Genomic DNA, 19,801 nt, shown 5'->3' on the forward strand with positions numbered 1-19,801 from the left:
GTTCCTCCTTGACCACCTTCTTCATGCGCATGCGGCTGGAGTGGAAGGTGAACCGCTCGGGCCGCACCTGCTGGCGCGCCAGCAGCATCGCGGGGATTTCGGTTTCCATGGTGGTGTTCGAGCTCGGCACGATCTGGCCGATACGGAAAATTTTCTGCACTGTCGACTCCGTCATCTATGTGTTCTGTCCACCCGCCCTGGCGCCCGTCTTCGCGGCAGCGCCCTGCACGGCCGGCCCGGAGCCTTCAATGGTCTCCGTAGCCTGCGAACGATTGTAGTGTACACACGCTATTTGCACAACAAAACCATGACTGGAGGAATAGGCACTATTTCAGTGCCCGCTTAATGAACCAACCCCTTTAATGGTGCGTATTTTCACGCATGATGGGCATTGAATCGGCTCAGTCACTTTGATATCAGGGTTTTCCATAGGGGTGGCATGTCATTTCTTTACAAGCAAATTTCTCGTGTGTACACTCGATTCATCGATTGGCCAGACGGCCTGTTCAGACCCACATCACACCGCCAGGAGAAACATCGTGCAAGGCAAACCACGCATCGCAGTGATCGGCGCCGGACTGGGAGGGACGGTCGCGGCCGCCCTGCTGCAGCGCGCCGGACATCAAGTCAGGCTGTATGAGCAGGCGCCGGCGTTTTCGCGCCTGGGCGCCGGCATCCACGTCGGGCCCAATGTCATGAAGGTCATGCGCAGGATCGGCCTGGAGGATGCGCTCAACAACATGGGCTGCCACCCGGACTTCTGGTACAGCCGCGACTGGCAAAGCGGCGAAGTGATCGCGCAGATCCCGCTTGGCGACTATGCCGTGTCGCACTATGGCGCGAGCTACCTGACCGTGCACCGTGGCGACTTCCATGCCCTGCTGACCGAAGCGGTGGCGCCCGGCACGCTGCTGTTCGACAAGAAGCTGGCCAGCGTGGAAGACCTGGGCCATGTGGTGCGCCTGCGCTTTGCCGACGGCACCGTCGATGAAGCCGATATCGTGATCGGCGCGGACGGCGTGAACTCCCGCATCCGCGAAAGCCTGCTGGGCGCCGAGCCGCCCAAGTACACGGGCTACGTGGCGCACCGCGCCGTGTTCCCGATCTCGCGCGTGAAAGGCTTCACCCACGAACGTTGCACCAAGTGGTGGTCCGACGACCGCCACATGATGGTCTACTTCGACACCAGCAAGCTCGACGAAATCTATTACGTGACCGGTGTGCCCGAGCCCACCTGGGACATGAGCAAGAGCTGGCTGCCCAGCAGCATCGAGGAAATGCGCGCCGCGTTCGACGGCTGGCATGAAGGCGTGCAATCGCTGATCGAAGGCACCGTGGAAGTGACCAAGTGGCCGCTGCTGGAACGCGATCCGCTGCCGGTGTGGAGCCGCGGCCGCCTGGTGCTGCTCGGCGATGCCTGCCACCCGATGAAGCCGCACATGGCACAGGGCGCGGCGATGGCCATCGAGGACGCCGCCATGCTGGCGCGCTGCCTGGACCAGACCGGCGTATCGGACTTCGGCGCCGCCTTCGCGCTGTACGAGGCCAACCGTGCCGAGCGCGCCAGCAAGGTGCAACTGGTTTCGCACAACAACACGTGGCTGCGCACCAACGAGAACCCGGACTGGTGCTTCGGTTACGATGTGTTCAGCGTGCCACTGGTGGAAGCCGGGCGCGTGGCCGTCGCAGCCTGAGCCACGTCCCGGCAAGACCGCCGGGCGCCCCCAAACGGGCGCCCGGCCACGCGAGTGATGTTCTAAAACGCCCCCAGCCCCACGATGAACACGCCCCGCCCCCTGTGCCTCCGGGTCAACCGAACCACATACCAGCTCGATGCCGAGGTCGATCCCGGCACGCCGCTGCTCTATATCCTGCGCAACGACCTGGCCTGCAACGGTCCTAAATACGGCTGCGGGCTGGGGCAGTGCGGCGCCTGCACGGTGCTGGTGGATGGCGTGGCGGCGCGTTCCTGCGTGATCCCCGTGAAAGCGGTGGCGCAGCGCGCCATCACTACGCTCGACGGGCTGGGCGCGCCGGGCGAGCCCGACCCGGTGCAGCAGGCCTTTATCGACGAACAGGCGGCGCAGTGCGGCTATTGCCTGAACGGCATGATCATGACCGCCAAGGCCCTGCTGGCGGAAAACCCGGACCCCGACGAAGCGCAGATCCGCGAGGCACTGCGCTTCAACCTTTGCCGCTGCGGCACGCATGTGGAGATCCTGCGCGCGGTCCGGCGCGCCGCCGTGCTGCTGCGGCAGGCTGCCGCCCCGGAAGGCACGCCATGAGCGGGCGCGACCAACTCGTGATCGGCCAGGACAGCGTGACGGCATGGCAGCCGCCGCCCGAGCGGCAATGGCTGGCAGGCCACGTGATACGCCCTCCCGTGCTGGAATGGCACGCAGGCAGCCTGCGCAGCGCACGGCTGCTTGAATGCGACGACGCCGCTGCGCGCGCACTACCCGGCGTTGCTTCGGTAGTGCGGCGCGGCGATTTCCTGGGCATTGCCGCCGCCACGGCGCAGCAGGCCGCGCAGGCAGCCGGCGTGCTGCGTGCCCGCTGGCAGGCACCCCCCAAACCCGTGGCCCCAGGCGCGCCGCTCACCCGCCGCCTGCTTGCCGCGCACGGTGACACCACCCAGGCCATGGCGGACGCCACGGGCCGGAGCGCGCAAGACTATCAATGGCCGCTTGCCGGGCTGCAACCTAGAGGTTGCACCGCCGTCGCCGACTGGCGCGATGGCGCGCTGCGCGTGTGGCTGCCCAGCCGCAACCCCGGGGCCTTGCGCATGGAACTGGCGGCCCTGCTAGGCGTCGGCGAAGACCGCATCACGCTGGTCTGCTGGCAGGCCATGGACAGCGACAACAACCGCGCCGGCGAAGATGCGCTGTACGCCCATCATGCGGCTGCCGATGCCGCCTTGCTGGCGCAGGCCGCCGGCGGCACGGTCCGGGTGCGCGTGGAAGCGCATGAGCTGGGCGCCACGCAGGCACAGGTGAATACCCATATCGAGAGCGCGTGGACGGGCGATGGCGAGATCGCCGCTTACGCTGTCAATGCGGCTGTCGATGCGCGCGGCAGCGCGGCCGTGATGGCGGYCCCGCCGCTTGCCCTGTGGCTGACCGGAACGCCGGCGCCGGTYGGCGAGATTGACCTCGATGCATCCGGCGCAAGCGACGAAACCAGGGGCGACGCCATCCTGCCGCCCTACCGCTTCGCCAGCCTGAGCGTGACGCAGGCCGGCGCGCCCGGCCTGCCGCGCGCCGCCGGCACGCCTGGCCAGACGGCAAGGGCCTATGTCTTCGCACATGAATCGCACCTGGACGAGGTAGCGGCGGCCAGCGCACAGGATCCGGTGGCCTTGCGGCTGCGGCACCTCGACGACGCGCGCGGGGCCGGCCTGGTGCGCCGGGTCGCGGCGCAAGCCAACTGGCAGCCGCGCGGGGAACGCACGCAAGCGAACCAGAACGTACGGCGCGGGCGTGGATTTGCCTATGCCAGCACCATCGAAGCCGGCGAAGCCAACGCGGGCCAGCCCGCGCAAAGCTGGTCCGCCTGGGTGGCCGAAGTCGAAGTCGATGCCAGCACCGGCGAGGTCAGCGTGACCGGTGTCACGCTTGGCCATGACAGCGATGCGGGCGAGCAAGGCGCGGGCAACGCCCTGGCCTTGCAGCAGGAAGCCGCGCGGGCGGCACAGCAACTCATCGCCGGCGGCACCTTCGACAGCTGGCCGGGCACAGCGGCACCGGCATTGGCTGCACGGCACGACGCCGGCCTGCCCGCGCTCGCCACCGTGCCGTTGCCGCAGGTACGCATTGCCGGCGCACTCGGTGCGGCAACCACCACGCTGGGTACCAGCGCGGCGGCCACCCTGCCCGCCGCGCCCGCCGTGGCCAACGCCATCTTCGACGCCACCGGCGTGCGCCTGCGCGAGCCGCCGTTCAGCGGCGAACGTATCCGCCTTGCGCTTGCCGCGCAGGGCAGTGCCGATGGCACCAGCAAGCGAGGCGCCGCGCGCAAGCGCAACTGGCTGCTGGCCGGCGCCACCGCCGCCGTCGGCCTGTTCGCCACCGCGATGCCGTGGCGCGCGCCGATCGCGCCGGTCGCCCCGCCCGAAGCCGGCTTCTATTCCGCCGCCACCATCGAACGCGGCCGGCTGGTGGCCGCCGCGGGCGACTGCGCGGTCTGCCACACCGCACCCAACGGCGTGCGCAATGCCGGCGGGCTGGCGCTGGATACGCCGTTCGGCACCATCTACAGCACCAACATCACGCCCGATGTCGAGACCGGCATCGGCAACTGGTCCTACGCGGCGTTCGAGCGCGCCATGCGCCAGGGCATTCATCGCGATGGCCGGCACCTGTACCCGGCGTTCCCGTACACCGCCTTCGCCAAGGTCAGCGATGGCGACCTGCAGGCGCTCTACGCCTACCTGATGGCCGCCGAGCCGGTGCGCGCCAAGGCGCCCGAGACCGCGCTGGCCTTCCCCTACAACCTGCGTCCGCTGATGGCCGGATGGAACCTGCTGTTCCACCGCGCCAAGCCCTTCGAGGCCAATCCGGCCCGCTCGGCGCAGTGGAACCGCGGCGCCTACCTGGCCGAGGGCCTGGGCCATTGCAGCGCCTGCCATTCGCCGCGCAATGCGCTGGGCGCCGAACGCGGCGGCCGCCTCTACCTGGGCGGCGGCGAAGCCGAAGGCTGGGAGGCGCCCGCGCTGGGCAAGCTCTCGCATGCGCCGGTGCCGTGGACGGAACAATCGCTGTTTGAATACCTGCGCACCGGCTACGCGCCACATCATGGCGCCGCCGCCGGCCCGATGGCGCCGGTGGTGGAAGAACTGGCGCTGCTGCCCGAGGACGATGTGCGCGCCATCGCGCACTATGTGGCGTCGTTCGGCGAGACCGGGCCGGATGCGGCGGCGGCAAGCGCGCAAGCCATGTTGCTCGAGCAGCGCAGCGCCACCGCGGCGCGTACGCTTGGCGGCCCTGCCGCGCGCCTTTACCAGAATGCCTGCGCGGTCTGCCACCAGGGCGACCAGGGCATCAGGCAGTTCGGCATCAAGCCGTCGCTCGCGCTCAATACCAACCTGCACGGCGACAAGCCCGACAACCTGATCCGCGTGCTGCTCGACGGTATTCCCACGCCGGCGGCAAGCGAACTGGGCTATATGCCGGCCTTCGGCGAAAGCCTCGACGACCGCCAACTGACGCAGCTGGTGCATTACCTGCGCGCCCGCTTCGCCCCCGACAAACCCGCATGGGAAAACGTGGACGACACGCTCGCGCGGCTGCGCGCAGCCCCATCTCATTAAGCAGGCACTGAACAAAAACAGGCCGGCCTGAGGCCCCCGATCCGTCAATTCCTGCGGCAAGCCACCTTGCCGCCGCCCGCTGCCGCGCGCTTGCCGCGCGGCACGGGAAAACCCCGAGGAGAAAACCGCCATCGCTCCCTTGCGAGCTTGTTTCATGTAGCTTACGCTGAACGCTTCATGTAGAAGGCACTACATGAGTGCCGGATGAAGGAAAGCGGTGCCGCCCCTGCACAAGGACGGCGCGTAACATCCCGGCCAGCCCGCCGGAAACCATAAAAATCGAACATCCATCACTGCACAGGCCCTGGCCCGCTGCTTGCATATGCAACAGCACCCAAGCGGCGACAGCGATGGCAAAGACATCCACACGGTAGACAACGGTAAAACAGTTAAGGAGTAAACATGTCGTATCAGTATCAAGACGGCGCGGCGGGCGTGCTACCCGCGGCAGCGCAGCCAGACATCTATCGCAAGGTGACCTGGCGCCTGATCCCGTTCTTCTGTGCCTGCTACCTCGCCGCCTATCTCGACCGCATCAACGTCGGGCTGGCCAAGCTGCAGATGCTGGACGACCTGCACTTCAGCGAAACGGTCTACGGCCTGGGCGCCGGGCTGTTCTTCGTGGGCTACATCCTGTTCGAGGTGCCGAGCAACCTGGTGCTGCAAAAGGTGGGGGCGCGCATCTGGATCGCCCGCATCATGGTGACGTGGGGCCTGCTGTCCGGCGCCACCATGTTCGTCAACACGCCAACGCAGTTCTACGTGCTGCGCTTCCTGCTGGGCGCCGCCGAGGCCGGCTTCCTGCCCGGCGTGCTGCTGTACCTGACCTACTGGTTCCCCACGCACAAGCGCAGCAAGATCATTGCGCTGTTCATGATGGGCCTGCCCCTGGCCAGCATGATCGGCAGCCCGATCTCCGGCTGGATCATGACCGCCTTCGCCGGCATGCACGGCTGGGCCGGCTGGCAATGGCTGTTCTTCCTGGAAGCCATTCCCTCGGTGCTGCTGGGCGTGATGGTGTTCTTCTACCTGCCCAACGGCATCAAGGACGCCAAGTGGCTGGAGGCCGACGAGAAGCGCACCCTGCAGCGCAACCTGGACACCGACGTGCTGGTGGAGAGCAGCCACTCGCTCAAGGCGGCCTTTACCGACAAGCGCGTGTGGATGCTGGGCCTGATCGACATGTGCCTGCTGATGGGCACGTACTCGATCGGTTTCTGGATGCCGACCATCATCCGCGACTCCGGCGTGGCGAGCCCGCTGCAGATCGGCCTGCTGACCGCGATCCCGCACGCGGTGGCGGTGATCGCGATGCTGCTCAACGGCGCCCACTCCGACAAGACGCGCGAGCGCCGCTGGCATATCGTGATCCCCATCCTGGCGGGCGCCGCCGGCCTGGTGGGCAGCACCTTCGTCACCGGTTCCACCTCCGCCACCGTGCTGATGCTGACGCTGGCCAACGTGGGCATCGTGGCCACCTTCCCGGTGTTCTGGTGCCTGCCGTCGACCTTCCTGAGCGGCACCGCGGCCGCCGCCGGCATTGCGCTGGCCTGCTCGATCGCCAACCTCGGTGGCTTTGCGGCCACTTACCTGCTGGGCTGGCTGAAGGACACCTTCCATAGCCCAAGCGCGGGCCTGATCCTGTTTGCGGGCTGCCTGCTGGCGAGCTGCTTCCTGGTGCTGGCGATGCCGGCCAAGGTGGTCAACCGGTAAAGCCTGTACGGCGAACGCTTCGCCGAGAACGGCGGACGGCACCTGTGGGTGCCGTCCGCCGTTTTTGCATGAATCCGCAGCAAACCCCGCGCAGACATTGAGCCCCACGCCGCTTATCCGTACCATGCTGCCCATGCAAAGCAGGAAATTCGTATGACTCTCAAGACTCTGGACGGCGCGCTGGCCTTGCTGACCTACTTCACCGTGCGCCAGCCCACCTGGGGCGTGCGCGAGCTGGCCAAGCACAGCGGGGTCCATCACGCGGTGGTGCATCGGGTGCTCGCCACCTTCGCCGCCAATGGCTTCCTGGTGCAGGACGCGGTCAGCGGCAAGTATTCGCTGGGGCTGCGGCTGTTCGAACTGGGCCAGGTGGTACGCAAGACCTTCTCGCCGGCGGAAGTGGTACAGCCGGTGCTGGAAAAGCTCGCCGAGCAAAGCGGCGAGACGGTGTTCCTGTCGTGGCTCGATGGTCACGAGGGGTTGTGCGTGGGCATGGTCCAGAGCCAGCACCAGTTGCGGTTCTCGATCGAGCTGGGCCAGCGCTTTCCCTTGCACGCCGGTGCGCACGCCAAGGTGATCCTGGCCTTCCAGGACGATGCCTTTCGCGCCCGCGTGCTGGAGAATGCCCGCGACCAGGCGCAGCCCGCGCTGGCCGCGCCCGATCCCGCCGTCATCGAGCCGCAGCTGGCCGAGATCCGCACGCAAGGCTGGGCGCATACGCGCGGCGAGGCCGCCGCCAGCGTGGCTGGGCTGGCCCTGCCGTTATGGTCGCGCGACCACACCGAGGTGGTCGGCTCGCTGGCGATTGCCGGCCCGCAGCAACGCCTGAACGAGGAATCGGTGYCGCGCATGCTGGATGCGCTGCGCGAAGCGAGCCGCCGGCTGGAAGAGGTGGTGGGCTTCGGACGCTGAGCGAGCCTAGTGTAGCCATAGGGCGTGCGCCACCGCATCGCCCTGCGCCCCGCCGCCGAAGACGCGCTGGCCAATGGCGAAGCCCAGCTCGCGGTAGCTCTCCCACTGCGCCTCGTCGAAGAACTGGTCGCTGGTCGGCTCCTGCGGGAACCCGGGATGGCCGGCGCCATACTGCTGCACATCGGCCGGCGCCGAGCCAATCATGCAGGGCTTGAGCAAGACGATGCGCGATACCGGCCGGCGCGTGGCAGCCGGGTCGGCGGCACGAAAGACGTTCAGCAGGATCGCGCATTTCTCGCTCGACGCCTGTCGCGCCGACGGCAGGAAATCCGCCGGCGTGCCGAACGCGTTGCCGAGCACATCGTCACCGGCGGCCGCGGTATCCACCACTATCTCCAGCTCCATGTCGATGCGCGCCAGCCGGATCAGGTTGGCAAGATCGCCAAACTGGTATTGGGGATCCGCCCCGCAATCGCACAGCACGATCAGCGTCACGCCGCGCTCGGGACGCAGCAGCTCATACACGGCCGTGTTCTCGAAATGGCCGCCGTCCGACAGATACTGCCAGCCGCGCCGCGTGCCATGAAAGCGCGCGCTCAGCTCGCAGGCCAGGTAGTACTGGGTGCGGAACAGCGTGATAAAGCCGCCCAGCCAGGGCAACCCGGCACGGTCCGCCTGCACGCAGTCGCGGTCGGCGCCGCCGGCGCGCGGCGCGCTGCCGGCATCCAGCGGATACGACGGCCACCAGGTGCCCAGGCGGAGGTTGGCCAGCCCCAGCAACAGCGACGTGCCCAGCGTGGTGGAACGGCCCAGCCCGGTGGAGATCGCCGCGCCGGAGGTAGCGATCCAGTCGCCGAGCGTGCGCGACTGCGACAGCTCGCTGCCGCCCGCCTTGTGCGTCTCCGGGTAATACAACTGCCCGTCCACGGTGAAGCGCACGAAGGAATCGGCGGGCACGGCGCGCGTGGCCGTGGGCGGCAACATGAAAGGCCCGGGCGCGATGCACAGCGGCTTGCCCTTGCGGTCGCGCTGCACCAGTTGCTCGGCGGGATCCACGGTGAGGTTGAGCGTGACGTTGATCAGGTGCAGCGGCGCCAGCATGGCGGGATCGTAGTAGGTGTTCAGGCTGAGCGCATCGCCGGCCTCGGGCTCGGCCACGCTGAGCCTGGCACGCTGGCTGGCGTGCTGCTGCGCCGGTGCCGCCCCGCTGCCGGGCGCGAAGCGCTGGCCGTTGGAGCCGCCGAGGTAGGCGCGGGTCAGGCGGGCCGAATAAAACTGCTGCAGCGTGGACAGGTTCAGGAAGCCGGCGAAGCGCCCGGAAATCAGCGTGAGCCCGAGCGCCAGCGCGCTCAGCACGGACAGCACCGGCGCGGTGTAGCCCGTGCCGAACACCAGCCAGTCGACCGGCTCGCGCCCATTCCACCTCACCCACAACACCAGCCACGACCACATGACGAAAACCAGCATCGCCACCACGGCGGCGGCGATGCCGGCCAACAGCGACACCGGCAGCCGCGACAGCCACGTCCCCCCCTTGCCATCGCTGCCCTTGCCATCGAGCAGGCCCGCGCCATAGCGGATCAGCCAGACCAGGCCACCCAGCATCCCCGCCGGACCGAGCGCGCCCCAGGGGTGGCCCGTGGCCTGCGTGTAGAGGTAGAAGGTACGCGCCACGGTATCCGCCACGCCCAGCGCCGCGAGCCACAGCGCCACGCCGACGGCACGGCTCAGCACGCGCGTGGCACGCACGCGGTAGGCCTGCACGGTGGCAGGCTGGCTCCGGCACAGGACAAAGCAGCATGCCACGCCCAGCAAGGTCAGCACCGCGATGGCCAGCAGCAGGCAAGACACTACCAGCCCCGGCCCGAGGTTGTGCAGCCAGGCGGCCAGCCCCAGCATGACAACGCCAGCCAGCGCGGCAAGGCGCGTGGCGAGGCTATCGAAGCGCAACGCCGGCCGCCCGTCGCCGGCGCGCGGGTAGACCAGCCAGTAAGCCAGGCCGGGCGGCACCGCGAACAGCAGCAGCGCGGCCAGCGGCAGCCATAGCAACTCGCTCCACCAGATCGCCAGGCCGCCCTCGTTGAACACCTGCCGCGCGTCGTGCAGCAGATCCATCTCATGCCGCCCCAGGTCGAGCCAGGTCCCCACCGCGAGATGGCGGGAAAGGGCCAGCAATGCCAGCAGCAACAGCAGCGCGCTGCCGATCACGTATTGCATGGCAAACCAGTTGCGCACCATCAGCGACGCCGCGTAGAGCGAATCGCCGGCGCCGGTGGGCGTCAGGTAGCGCCCGTTCTCGCGCAACCACGCCACGGCGGCGCGGCCGGGGTCGGCGGCGTAGGACACCGAGGAGCGGATGCGCCCCGGCGGCTCCTGCCGCAGCGTGCGGTAGGCAAGCGCGGCGGCCTCGGGCGGCGTCGTTCCCGGTTTCAGGCGGCCGGGCACGAACAGGCTGCAGAAGAAGGCGCCGAGGTAGCCGCCGCCGCTGACGGTGGAGAGGTAATCGAACTGGCCAAGCAGTGCGGTGGTGGCTGGCGGGGGCGCGGTGAGAGCAGGCGCGGGGCCATCGCCTTCCTGCACGGCGTCCTGCATGACATCCGGCATGGCCGCCGCCGTAGCGGCCTGCCCGCCGTCGCGCTTCACGTCATGCAGTGTCGCGCCGGGCGCGCCGGCCACCGGCGGCGGCGGCGCCTTGGCCAGCGCCTGCATCACGCCCAGGCAGAAGGTGGCGCTGCGAATCCCGCCGCCGGAGAGCGCCACGGCCCAGTTGCCGTCGCCATCGCGGATGCGCCTGGCAATGCCGAGTTGCCGGCGCCGGCGCGCGATGCGGGCCAACTCGTCTCCGGAAGCCTGGTCTTCGACTGGCATGCCGATCCTCCCTTGCAGATCCCCGCCCAAGTATAGGCGGCGCCACGGCGTGGAGAAGGCCGCACGCCATGTGCCCGGGAGCCTGCCCGCCCGGTGTTTACCCTGATTGTTCAGCCTCGCATCGAGGCCTAGCATTTTACACATACAGAGACACTGTCTCTTATATAGAGACACAAAAACCGCAACACCGACTGCTTCCATGCTCAAGACCCTGAACGGTGCCCTCGGCCTGATGACGCACTTCACCGTGCGCCAGCCAAGCTGGGGCGTGCGCGAACTCGCCAAGCACGCCGGGCTGCATCACGCCGTGGTGCATCGCGTGCTCGCCACCTTCGCCGCCAATGGCTTCCTGGTGCAGGACGCCGCCGGACGCTATGGCCTGGGCCTGCGCTGGCTGGAACTGGGCCAGGCAACCCGCAACACCTTCTCGCCCAGCGAAGTGGTGCAACCCGTGCTGGAAGCCCTGGCCGCGCAGAGCGGCGAGACCGTCTTCCTGTCGTGGCGCGATGGCTTCGAGGGGCTGTGCACGGATATCGCCCAGAGCCAGCACCAGTTGCGCTTTTCCATCGAAGTGGGCCAGCGCTTCCCGCTGTTCGCCGGTGCCCATGCCAAGGCCATTCTGGCCTACCAGGACGAGGGTTTCCGCGGCGAGGTGTACCGCGCGGGCGGCTTGAAAGACGAGGCAGTGGACGCACTGGAAGCGCAACTGGCGCGCATCCGCCTGGACGGCTGGGCGCATACCCGCGAGGAAGCCGCCGCCACGGTGGCCGGGCTGGCCGTACCGCTGTGGTCGCGCGACAGGCGCGCGGTGGTCGGCTCGCTCGGCATCGCCGGGCCGCTGCAAAGACTGGACATACAGGCCGTACCCCGCCTGCTGGACGCAATGCGCCGGGCCAAGGGGCCAATCGAGGAGGTTGCCGGTTTCATCCGCTAAATAAAACGTGCGGAGAACACTGGCAGGACAGATGATGAAAGGTAGAACCATGGAAGCCCCGGCAGCAATGAACCCACCCCTGGCGGCAACAGCCGCCACCCGCTCGCGCATCACCGAACCCTTCCTGCTGCTGGTCACGGTAGGGCTGTCGGTGTTCGGCGCGATGATCGGCATGCAGCTGATCGTCTCGCTTGGGATCTCGGCCAATACGTCGATCATCGGCGCGCTGATCGCCATCGTGTTCTCGCGCATCCCGCTGGAAATCACGCGGCGCTTCCGTGTGCTGGAGCGCCAGAACCTGGTGCAGACAGCGATTTCCTCGGCCACCTTCGGCGCGGCCAATTCGCTGATGATCCCGCTTGGCGTGCCCTACGCCATGGGCATGCCGGAGCTGGCCACGCCGATGCTGATTGGCGCGGTGATCGCCATGTTCGTCGATGGCGCCATGCTGTATTTCCTGTTCGGCAGCAAGATCTTCCCGGCCACGGGCACCTGGCCGGCGGGCATTGCCACGGCGGAGGCGATCTGGGCGGGCGACCGCGGCGGACGCAAGGCGGCCTTCCTGGGCCTGGGCATCGCGGTGGGCGTGGGCGGCGCGTGGTTCGGCATTCCGATGTCGGCCTTTGGTGYGGCCTTTCTCGGCAACCTCGCCGCGCTGACCATGTTCGGCCTGGGGCTGCTGACGCGCGGCTACTCGGTGCCGCTGCTCGGCATCGACATCGCCAAGGCTTATATCCCGCATGGCCTGATGATCGGCGCCGGGCTGGTAGCGCTGTTCCAGGTCGCGCGTGAAATCCACAAGTCGCGCAACGCCCTGGCTGCCGACGAGCGCACCATCGAGGTCCCGGCGTCGCGCGCCAGCCGCATCCTGTCGGGCGGCTTCCTGGTCTACCTGGCTATCGCGCTGCTGATCTCGGTGCTGGCCGGCCATGTTTCCGACATGTCGCTGGGCATGCTGGTCGTGTTCGTGCTGTACGCGGCGTTCGCCGCCTATGTGCACGAGCTGATCGTCGGCATCGCCGCAATGCATTCGGGCTGGTTCCCGGCCTTCGCGGTGGCGCTGATCACGCTGACCATCGGCATCCTGATCGGCTTCCCGCCGACCGCGCTGGCGGTCCTGGTGGGCTTCTCCGCCGCCACCGGCCCAGCCTTCGCCGACATGGGCTACGACCTGAAGACCGGCTACCTGCTGCGTGGCGAAGGCCGCGACATGGAGGCGGAACTCGCCGGGCGCAAGCAGCAGTTCTTCGCCGCCATGATCGGCTTCGCCGTCGCCGCGGTGGTGGTGATCGTGTTCCACGGGACCTTCTTTTCACAGAACATGCTGCCGCCGGTGGACCGCGTCTACGCCGCGTCGATCAAGGCCGGCTCCTCCGCCGAGATCGCACGCAACCTGGTGATCTGGGCCATTCCCGGCGCGCTGCTGCAGTTGCTGGGCGGCTCCAGGCGCCAGCTCGGCATCCTGCTTTCCACCGGCATGCTGATCGCCTCGCCGCTGGCCGGCTGGGCGGTACTCGCCGGCCTGCTGATCCGCTTCGTGCTGCTGCGCCTGCGGGGCGAGCGCGATATCGCGGCGATGAGCGCCTTCGCCGGCGGCGTGATCGCGGGCGATGCGTTGTTCAGCTTCTTCGGCTCCGTGACCAAGCTGCGCAAGTAAGCGCTGCCAACGCAAGAAGCCCCCTTTTTCCTGCACGACCCCGAGACGTTTCATGGATATCCAAGCAATCCGCGCCGACACCCCGTTGACGGCCTCCACCATCTACCTCGATACCGCGGCGGCCTCGCTGCCGCCGGACGCCGTGCTCGACGAGGTGCGCGCCTATCTGCTCGATACCGGCCACGTGGGCATCTACCTGCCGGCCTTCCGCAAGGCCACCTACGCCCGCGTGGAAGCGGTGCGCGCGCAACTGGCCGGCCTGCTCAACGCCGGGGCCGACGAGATCGCCTTTACCAAGAACGCCACCGAGAGCATCTCCATCGTGGCGCGCGGCATCGCGTGGCAAGCGGGCGACGAAGTGCTGGTGGCCGACACGGAAATGCTCAGTAACCTGCTGCCGTGGAAGCGCCTGGAGCAGACCCACGGCATCGTGGTGAAGATGGTGGCAGCCGATGCACAGGGGCTGCTGTCTCCCGGCAGCTTTGCCGCCGCCGTGACGCCACGCACTCGGCTGCTGACCTTCTCGCACCTGCCCAACTCCACCGGCGCGGTGCAGCCCGCCGCCGCCATCTGCGCAGTGGCGCGCACGCACGGCGTGCTGTCCCTGGTCAACGCCGCGCAAAGCGTGGGCATCCTGCGCTCCGATGTGCAAGCGCTGGATTGCGACTTTCTGGCCAGTTGCGGGCGCAAGGCGCTGCGCGCCACCGAGGGCTCGGGGTTCCTCTATGTACGCCGCGCGCTGATCGAGTCGATCGAGCCTGCGCTCGTTGGCTGGTGGAACGGCAGCTATGACCGCGCCACCGGCGCGTTGTCGCTGGTGCCGGGCGCACGCCGCTTTGAAGCCGGCTGCCCCATCGTGCCCGCCATCCTCGGCCTCGGCAGCGCCATCGGCTATGCGCAACGCATCGGCGTCGACGCCATCGAAGCGCGCGTGCGCAACCTCACCGCGTACGCCGTGCAGAAGCTCTCCGCCATCCCCGGCTTCGAACTCTATGGCCCGGTCAACGCCGCCGACCGCATCGGCATCGTGCCCTTCAACGTGCGCGGCGTGGACCCGGCCCGCATCGTGGCCGCGCTGGAACAGCAGCAATGCATCATCGAAGCGGGCAACTTCATGGCCGATGCCATCCTGGCACGCTACGGCGTCTCCACCATGGCGCGGGTCTCTCTGCACTACTTCAATACGCATGAGGAAATCGACCGCGTGGCCGAGCTGATCGCCGCCGCCGTCGCCTGAGCCTTCCTTCACGACTGAACAACCGGAACCTGACATGAATCAACGCATCCTGCTGATGAGCAGCTCACGCAAGGACAACCTCGGCTACCTGGAACATGCCGACGCGCAGATCCACACCTTGTTGAAGCTCGAGCCACGCAAGGTCCTGTTCGTCCCCTTCGCCGGCGTGAGCTTCAGCTTCGACACATATGAAGGCATGGTCAAACCGGTGTTCGAGCGCCTGGGCTACGCGCTCGAGTCCATCCATCACAGCGCCGACGCACGCCGCGCGGTGGAACAGGCCGAAGCCATCGCGGTGGGCGGCGGCAATACCTTCGCCCTGCTCAAGCGCATGTACGACGCCGACATCGTCGAGGCGATCCGCGCCAAGGTGCGGGCCGGCACGCCCTACGTCGGCTGGAGCGCCGGCAGCAACGTGGCTTGCCCGACCATCCGCACCACCAACGACATGCCCATCGTGCAGCCGCCCTCGCTGCGCGCGCTGCGCCTGGTGCCATTCCAGGTCAACCCGCACTTCATCAGCGGCAAACCCGCCGGCCACAATGGCGAAAGCCGCGAAGAGCGCCTCGCCGAGTTCCTGCACATCAACGCGCCAGAGCAAGTCTTCGCGCTGCCGGAAGGTTCGGCCCTGTTCTCCGATGGCAGCAACGGCAAGGTGCTGGGCGAGCGCCATGCGCTGCACTTCACGGCCGAGGGCCAGGTAGAGACGCTGCGCGAAGGCGAGACCTTCCCGCTGTCGCGCATCACCGGACCGGCCGGCATGGACGGCTGGCAAGACTTCCGGACCTGACCTCCCGCGCCGCGCGGCGCGAAACCCCACACGCAATAGCACCGGACGCAGGGCGACAGACCCCTGCGCGGGCCCCCTTTTACCCTTGGAGGAGAAGAACAACATGACAAGCAAGCACTGGCTGGGTGCGCTCGCCCTGAGCCTGCCCGCCGCCGCGATGGCGCAGGACGGGCTGACGCTGTACGGCGTCATCGACACCGCGCTCACCTACCAGACACACTCGGACCCCAGCGGCAACGCGCAGACCGGGCTGCAACAGGGCGGCGAAGGCTTCCTGTCCGGCAGCCGCTTCGGCTTCAAGGGCAATGAAGACCTGGGTGGCGACCTGTCGGCGGGCTTCGTACTGGAAAACGGCTTTCTCGCCGACACCGGCAAATTCGACCAGCAGGGCCAGCTGTTCGGCCGCCAGGCCTATGTGCGGATCGGCAGCAAGCGCTACGGCGAACTGGCACTGGGCCGGCAATACACCACGGCCAACACCATGCTGTACTACGTTGACCCGCTTGGCGTTGGCGCCGCGCCGTCCAATGCGTGGATGGTCTACCTGACCGGCCAGCGCTACGACAACGCGATCAGCTACACCGGCAACTACGGCCCGGTGTCGGTAATTGCGGAGTACGCGCTGGGCGAGACCGCCGGCAAGGGCTCGGCGATGTCGTCCATCTCGCTCGGCGTGAAGTACGCATCGGGGCCGATCGTGGCCGTCGGCGATTTCCAGCAGACCCGCGACAACATGAGCCGCGCCGCGCGCATCTACCTGGCGGGGCTGAAAGCCTCGGCGGGCCGCGCCAGCCTGTTCGCCAACTACATCCACAGCGACCGCGACGCCGGCTTCGACTCCTCCAAGGGCGGCACCGACACCGCCACCATCACCAGCATGTCGACCGCCGCCACGGCCACCAACCGCGCGGCCTTCAACTCGGTGTTCGGCGGCAGCCGCCACGATGATTTCTTCACCGTGGGCGCCAACTACGCGGTCACCCCCGCGGTCACCCTGACCGCCAGCGCGATGCACGACCGCACCCGCGCCGACGCCTTCAGCGGCAGCCGCACCACCGCCTACGGCGTGGCGGACTACGCCTTCAGTAAGCGCACCGATGTCTACCTGGCGCTGGCGTACGACTGGGTGCGCGGCGACTGGTCGGGGCTGTTTGGCAACGGCACGACCAACTGGACCGGCGGCAGCGGCAAGACGCTGGATGGACGGAACAACCAGACGACGGTGATGCTGGGGATGCGTCACTTGTTTTAAAGGCGCGGTGCGCGGGCGTCGCGCAGGTTCGGATGCGCACGGCGAAGCATGGCGAGCGCCCGCCCTCTCCCCCGGCTGGGGGTGAAACCACCTTTGCCTCCAAGCCCCTGAAGTTGACCTTGACCTTTAATTTTTGAATTTTGACGTTGAAGTTGAAGTTGAAGTTGGCTTCAACCAAACCCCATCAAGGAGAACCCCATGTCCCTGCAGCAAACCCTGGTCATCCACGAAGCCCTCGATAGCCCCGCCGCCAACGGCACGGTGATACGCGAACTGTTCGACGCCTACACCGCCACTGGCGTGACAGTGGAAGTCGCCACCGTCAACAACGCCCCCCCGGAAAGCACAGAGAACACCACCGACTTCATCACCATCGTCATCCCCGGCAAAAACGGCAAGCGTAACGGCGGCAAAGCACCTACGCTCGGCGTGATCGGCCGCAACGGCGCCATCGGCGCCCGCCCGGAACTGGTCGGCCTGGTATCCGACGCGGACGGACCGATCGGCAGCCTGGCGGTGGCGCTCAAGCTGGCGCAGATGAAGCACAAGGGCGACCACCTCGCCGGCGACGTCATCGTGACCACGCACCTGTCCACCAACGTGTCGATGCAGCCGCACGATCCGGTGCCCTTCATGGGCATGCCGGTGTCGTCCGACACCATGAACGATTACCAGGTGCTGCCGGAGATGGACGCCATCCTGTCGATCGATGCGTCCAAGGGCAACAGCATCATCAAGCAGCGCGGCTTTGCGATCTCGCCGACGGCCATGCAGGGCTATATCCTGCGCGTGAGCCCCGACCTGGTGGCAACGATGGAGTCCACCACCGGCTGCCCGGCGGTCACCTTCCCGATCTCGCAGCAGGACATCACGCCCTACCATAACGGCCTTTATCACTTCAACAGCATCATGCAGCCGCACGTGGCCACCGGCGCGCCGGTCGTTGGCGTAGCCTTGACGGCGCGGTCGGTGGTCTCTGGCAGCGCCACCAGCGCCAACCACGAGATCGACATTGCCGAGGCCGTACGCTTCTGCGTGGAAGTCGCCAAACGCTTCGGCAACGGCAAGTGCCAGTTCTTCAACGCGGTGGAATGGGACAAGATCCGCGCGATCTATCCCGACATGACAGTATTCCAGCGCGCCGGCACCGCGCGCTGAGACCCGGCGGGGCGGCGCTCCCATGTGCGGCAGGCAACACGCGGGCATTTTCAGCGGACGCGCTTCGGTGTATGGTTGCGCACCTGACGCAGTCCCCGCCCTAGCGGCTATTCTTGCAACATGCTCCGCCTGAACGACCCCGAAAGCCACGCGCTGTCCCGCTGCCTGTACGCCCTCGCCGCCTGTGCGGCGCTGGCCGCGCTGCCCGGCTGCGAGCGCAATGAACCGGCGCCGGCCGCCCCCGCGGCGGCAACTGCCTCGGATGCGCAGGCCGCTCGCGCCGACGCCGCCGCCCAGCCGGACGACACGCCCGTCTTCGCCCCCGCGCCGCTGGCCCGCCCGCTGGTGGCCCTGCGCGGCCTGAGCAGCATGGCGGACGTCCAGGCCGCCTGGGGCAAGCCACCCGACATCACGCCCAACCAGGAAGAATGCGGTACGGCGCTCGATGAAGAGCAGCTGATGGACTACCGCTATCCGGATGCGCTGATCGAAGTGGGCCGCAGCGGCGACGCCGTGATCCGCGCACTGCATGGCATTCCGGCCGGGCTGACGCTCAAGCTCGAAGGCCATGACATCACCGCGGCCTCCACGCTCTCGCAGATCAACGCGGCCCTGCGCAAGAACCCGCACTGGAAGATGGCCGAAGCGCCGGGCAAGGTGCGCAGCCCCGCCGACCGCGATGAGGATGACCCGCTCGAACAGCTCGCCTACACCACGCTCTACACGCTGGATGGCGACGGCGACCAGTACCGCCTGTACTTCCTCGGCGAGCGGCTGGTGGGCTACGCCTACTGGGTCGGCTGCTGACCCGTCGGCCAACTGGCCTGGCGGCGGACTAGCGCAAAGCGCCAGGACCGCCCGCGTGTGGCGTGAGCGCCGCCTCGGTGCTATCTTCGGCAGGGTCCGGTGTCACTTCGCCATGCAACCGCTTCCACTCGTCGAAGCCGCCGGCCAGCGCCCAGGTATTGGCGTAACCGGCGGACTTGAGCCGCTCTGCCAGGATTGCGGCCGACACCTCGTTCGGACACGCGCAGTAGATGACGATGTCGGTCGTGCGTGGATGGTCGGAGAGCAAGGCCAGCGGTGCGTTCAGGTCAATGGTCATGGCGCCGGGGATGCGTTCGTCCGCGTCGCTGCGCACATCCAGGACCAGCGGAAAGCGATCGCCGTGGCGACGCGCCTCCAGTTCGCTTACCGACATGCGGGGCACGAGGCGCGTGCGGCGCAGCAGGCGCACGCGGCGCCAGAACTTCCACGCCACGAAGGCCGCGAACCCAGCCACCAGCACCATCACGGCCACCGGGCCATACGTGCTGAACGTGCTCAGGATGACCTCGACGAAATCGGTGAACACCGCGCCCACCAGCAACGCACCGCCGGCCCACACCAGCGCGCCGAGCGCGTCATAAAACAGGAAGACGAGGAAAGGCGTGGACGTCATGCCGGCCATGGCCGTGGACAGCGCGCCGGCGCCAGGCAGCAGCTTGGCGAACACCAGCGAGCGCGGACCCACCCGCAGGTACAGCGACTGAGTCTGGCGGATACAACTGTCGGGAGAGATCGACACGCGGCAAATGGTGCGCAGCATGGGTTGCCCGAGGCGCTTGCCGGCGAAGTACCAGGCCGTGTCGGCAATCAGGCAGGCCAGGATGACCGCCGCCAGCACCGCGCCCAGCGCCGGGCCGCCCTCGCGCATGCCGAGCGCGCCGGCGACGAACAGCATGGGAACGGCCGGCACGGGCAGCCCGGCCTGCTCGGCCAGCACATTGAGAAACACCAGCATGACGCCGTGGCTCTCCAGCAAGGACTGCAACTCACCCACACCGATCTCCCGCGCTTGCGCGCCTGCGCTGTTTCCGGCCCTTCAAGGTATTCGGCGCGAGCGACTCGCTCGCGCCGACGGGCATAGGCAGTAGTGTGCCACCAAGGCGGCGCGGTGCAGTGCGTTGTCTTGCATGCCAACATCAAAAAC

14 protein-coding genes and 1 pseudogene are annotated in these 19,801 nt (G+C 67.8%); 12 read left to right on the forward strand and 3 right to left on the reverse strand.

The genetic code is table 11. The features are described 5' to 3' along the window. A pseudogene (locus AC1DN0_RS14995) lies at nucleotides 1–175 on the reverse strand (Asp/Glu racemase); the annotation flags it as partial. Nucleotides 176–539: 364 nt separating this feature from the next. On the opposite strand from AC1DN0_RS14995, the gene AC1DN0_RS15000 reads away from it, so the two are divergent. From AC1DN0_RS15000 to AC1DN0_RS15020, 5 genes are all read left to right on the forward strand, one after another. Further along, nucleotides 540–1,694 (forward strand): FAD-dependent monooxygenase, encoded by a 1,155-nt coding sequence (locus AC1DN0_RS15000; protein ID WP_441635944.1) that lies wholly within the window; start codon nucleotides 540–542, stop codon nucleotides 1,692–1,694. 84 nt (nucleotides 1,695–1,778) lie between these two features. Beyond that, nucleotides 1,779–2,285, forward strand: a complete 507-nt coding sequence (locus AC1DN0_RS15005; protein ID WP_441635946.1) for a (2Fe-2S)-binding protein — start codon at nucleotides 1,779–1,781, stop codon at nucleotides 2,283–2,285. Beyond that, nucleotides 2,282–5,308, forward strand: coding sequence for a c-type cytochrome (locus tag AC1DN0_RS15010; RefSeq protein ID WP_477145820.1), 3,027 nt, complete (start codon nucleotides 2,282–2,284; stop codon nucleotides 5,306–5,308). The genes AC1DN0_RS15005 and AC1DN0_RS15010 overlap by 4 nt, the downstream gene beginning before the upstream one ends. Nucleotides 5,309–5,710: 402 nt before the next feature. Beyond that, nucleotides 5,711–7,021, forward strand: a complete 1,311-nt coding sequence (locus tag AC1DN0_RS15015; RefSeq protein ID WP_276285969.1) for an MFS transporter — start codon at nucleotides 5,711–5,713, stop codon at nucleotides 7,019–7,021. A gap of 153 nt (nucleotides 7,022–7,174) precedes the next feature. Then, nucleotides 7,175–7,933, forward strand: coding sequence for an IclR family transcriptional regulator (locus AC1DN0_RS15020; RefSeq protein WP_477145821.1), 759 nt, complete (start codon nucleotides 7,175–7,177; stop codon nucleotides 7,931–7,933). A 6-nt stretch (nucleotides 7,934–7,939) separates the two neighbouring features. On the opposite strand, the gene AC1DN0_RS15025 is transcribed toward AC1DN0_RS15020, so the two are convergent. After that, on the reverse strand, nucleotides 7,940–10,801 hold the full coding sequence (locus AC1DN0_RS15025; RefSeq protein ID WP_441635951.1) for a hypothetical protein: 2,862 nt from the start codon (nucleotides 10,799–10,801) through the stop codon (nucleotides 7,940–7,942). A gap of 199 nt (nucleotides 10,802–11,000) precedes the next feature. Here AC1DN0_RS15025 and AC1DN0_RS15030 point away from each other — a divergent pair, with 199 nt between their 5' ends. The 7 genes from AC1DN0_RS15030 (at nucleotide 11,001) to AC1DN0_RS15060 (ending at nucleotide 18,636) form a co-directional block, all read left to right on the forward strand. Continuing rightward, entirely contained in the window at nucleotides 11,001–11,735 is a 735-nt protein-coding gene (locus AC1DN0_RS15030) for an IclR family transcriptional regulator (RefSeq protein ID WP_477104598.1), read from the forward strand. 67 nt (nucleotides 11,736–11,802) lie between these two features. After that, nucleotides 11,803–13,392, forward strand: a complete 1,590-nt coding sequence (locus AC1DN0_RS15035; protein ID WP_477145822.1) for an OPT/YSL family transporter — start codon at nucleotides 11,803–11,805, stop codon at nucleotides 13,390–13,392. Nucleotides 13,393–13,444: 52 nt separating this feature from the next. Beyond that, nucleotides 13,445–14,629: an aminotransferase class V-fold PLP-dependent enzyme gene (locus AC1DN0_RS15040; RefSeq protein WP_441635957.1), complete on the forward strand. Its 1,185-nt coding sequence runs from the start codon at nucleotides 13,445–13,447 to the stop codon at nucleotides 14,627–14,629. Between the two features lie 34 nt (nucleotides 14,630–14,663). Further along, nucleotides 14,664–15,419, forward strand: a complete 756-nt coding sequence (gene pepE / locus AC1DN0_RS15045) for a dipeptidase PepE (RefSeq protein ID WP_441635959.1) — start codon at nucleotides 14,664–14,666, stop codon at nucleotides 15,417–15,419. 103 nt (nucleotides 15,420–15,522) lie between these two features. Beyond that, nucleotides 15,523–16,671, forward strand: a complete 1,149-nt coding sequence (locus AC1DN0_RS15050; RefSeq protein ID WP_441635961.1) for a porin — start codon at nucleotides 15,523–15,525, stop codon at nucleotides 16,669–16,671. A 198-nt stretch (nucleotides 16,672–16,869) separates the two neighbouring features. Beyond that, on the forward strand, nucleotides 16,870–17,829 hold the full coding sequence (locus AC1DN0_RS15055; protein ID WP_441635963.1) for a DUF1177 domain-containing protein: 960 nt from the start codon (nucleotides 16,870–16,872) through the stop codon (nucleotides 17,827–17,829). 120 nt (nucleotides 17,830–17,949) lie between these two features. Further along, nucleotides 17,950–18,636 (forward strand): hypothetical protein, encoded by a 687-nt coding sequence (locus AC1DN0_RS15060; RefSeq protein ID WP_477104603.1) that lies wholly within the window; start codon nucleotides 17,950–17,952, stop codon nucleotides 18,634–18,636. A gap of 28 nt (nucleotides 18,637–18,664) precedes the next feature. Here the strand turns inward: AC1DN0_RS15060 and AC1DN0_RS15065 are convergent, their stop codons facing one another. After that, entirely contained in the window at nucleotides 18,665–19,651 is a 987-nt protein-coding gene (locus AC1DN0_RS15065; protein ID WP_441637616.1) for a rhodanese-like domain-containing protein, read from the reverse strand. Nucleotides 19,652–19,801 lie beyond the last annotated feature (150 nt).

Source organism: Cupriavidus sp. 05N39, from assembly GCF_056397325.1.

Excerpts from the sequence above, each read along its gene's own strand:
- AC1DN0_RS15005 (WP_441635946.1), top strand. The coding sequence starts at position 1,779 with ATGAACACGCCCCGCCCCCTGTGCCTCCGGGTCAACCGAACCACATAC.
- AC1DN0_RS15015 (WP_276285969.1), top strand. The coding sequence starts at position 5,711 with ATGTCGTATCAGTATCAAGACGGCGCGGCGGGCGTGCTACCCGCGGCA.
- AC1DN0_RS15025 (WP_441635951.1), bottom strand. The coding sequence starts at position 10,801 with ATGCCAGTCGAAGACCAGGCTTCCGGAGACGAGTTGGCCCGCATCGCG.
- AC1DN0_RS15030 (WP_477104598.1), top strand. The coding sequence starts at position 11,001 with ATGCTCAAGACCCTGAACGGTGCCCTCGGCCTGATGACGCACTTCACC.
- AC1DN0_RS15040 (WP_441635957.1), top strand. The coding sequence starts at position 13,445 with ATGGATATCCAAGCAATCCGCGCCGACACCCCGTTGACGGCCTCCACC.
- pepE (WP_441635959.1), top strand. The coding sequence starts at position 14,664 with ATGAATCAACGCATCCTGCTGATGAGCAGCTCACGCAAGGACAACCTC.
- AC1DN0_RS15050 (WP_441635961.1), top strand. The coding sequence starts at position 15,523 with ATGACAAGCAAGCACTGGCTGGGTGCGCTCGCCCTGAGCCTGCCCGCC.
- AC1DN0_RS15055 (WP_441635963.1), top strand. The coding sequence starts at position 16,870 with ATGTCCCTGCAGCAAACCCTGGTCATCCACGAAGCCCTCGATAGCCCC.
- AC1DN0_RS15060 (WP_477104603.1), top strand. The coding sequence starts at position 17,950 with ATGCTCCGCCTGAACGACCCCGAAAGCCACGCGCTGTCCCGCTGCCTG.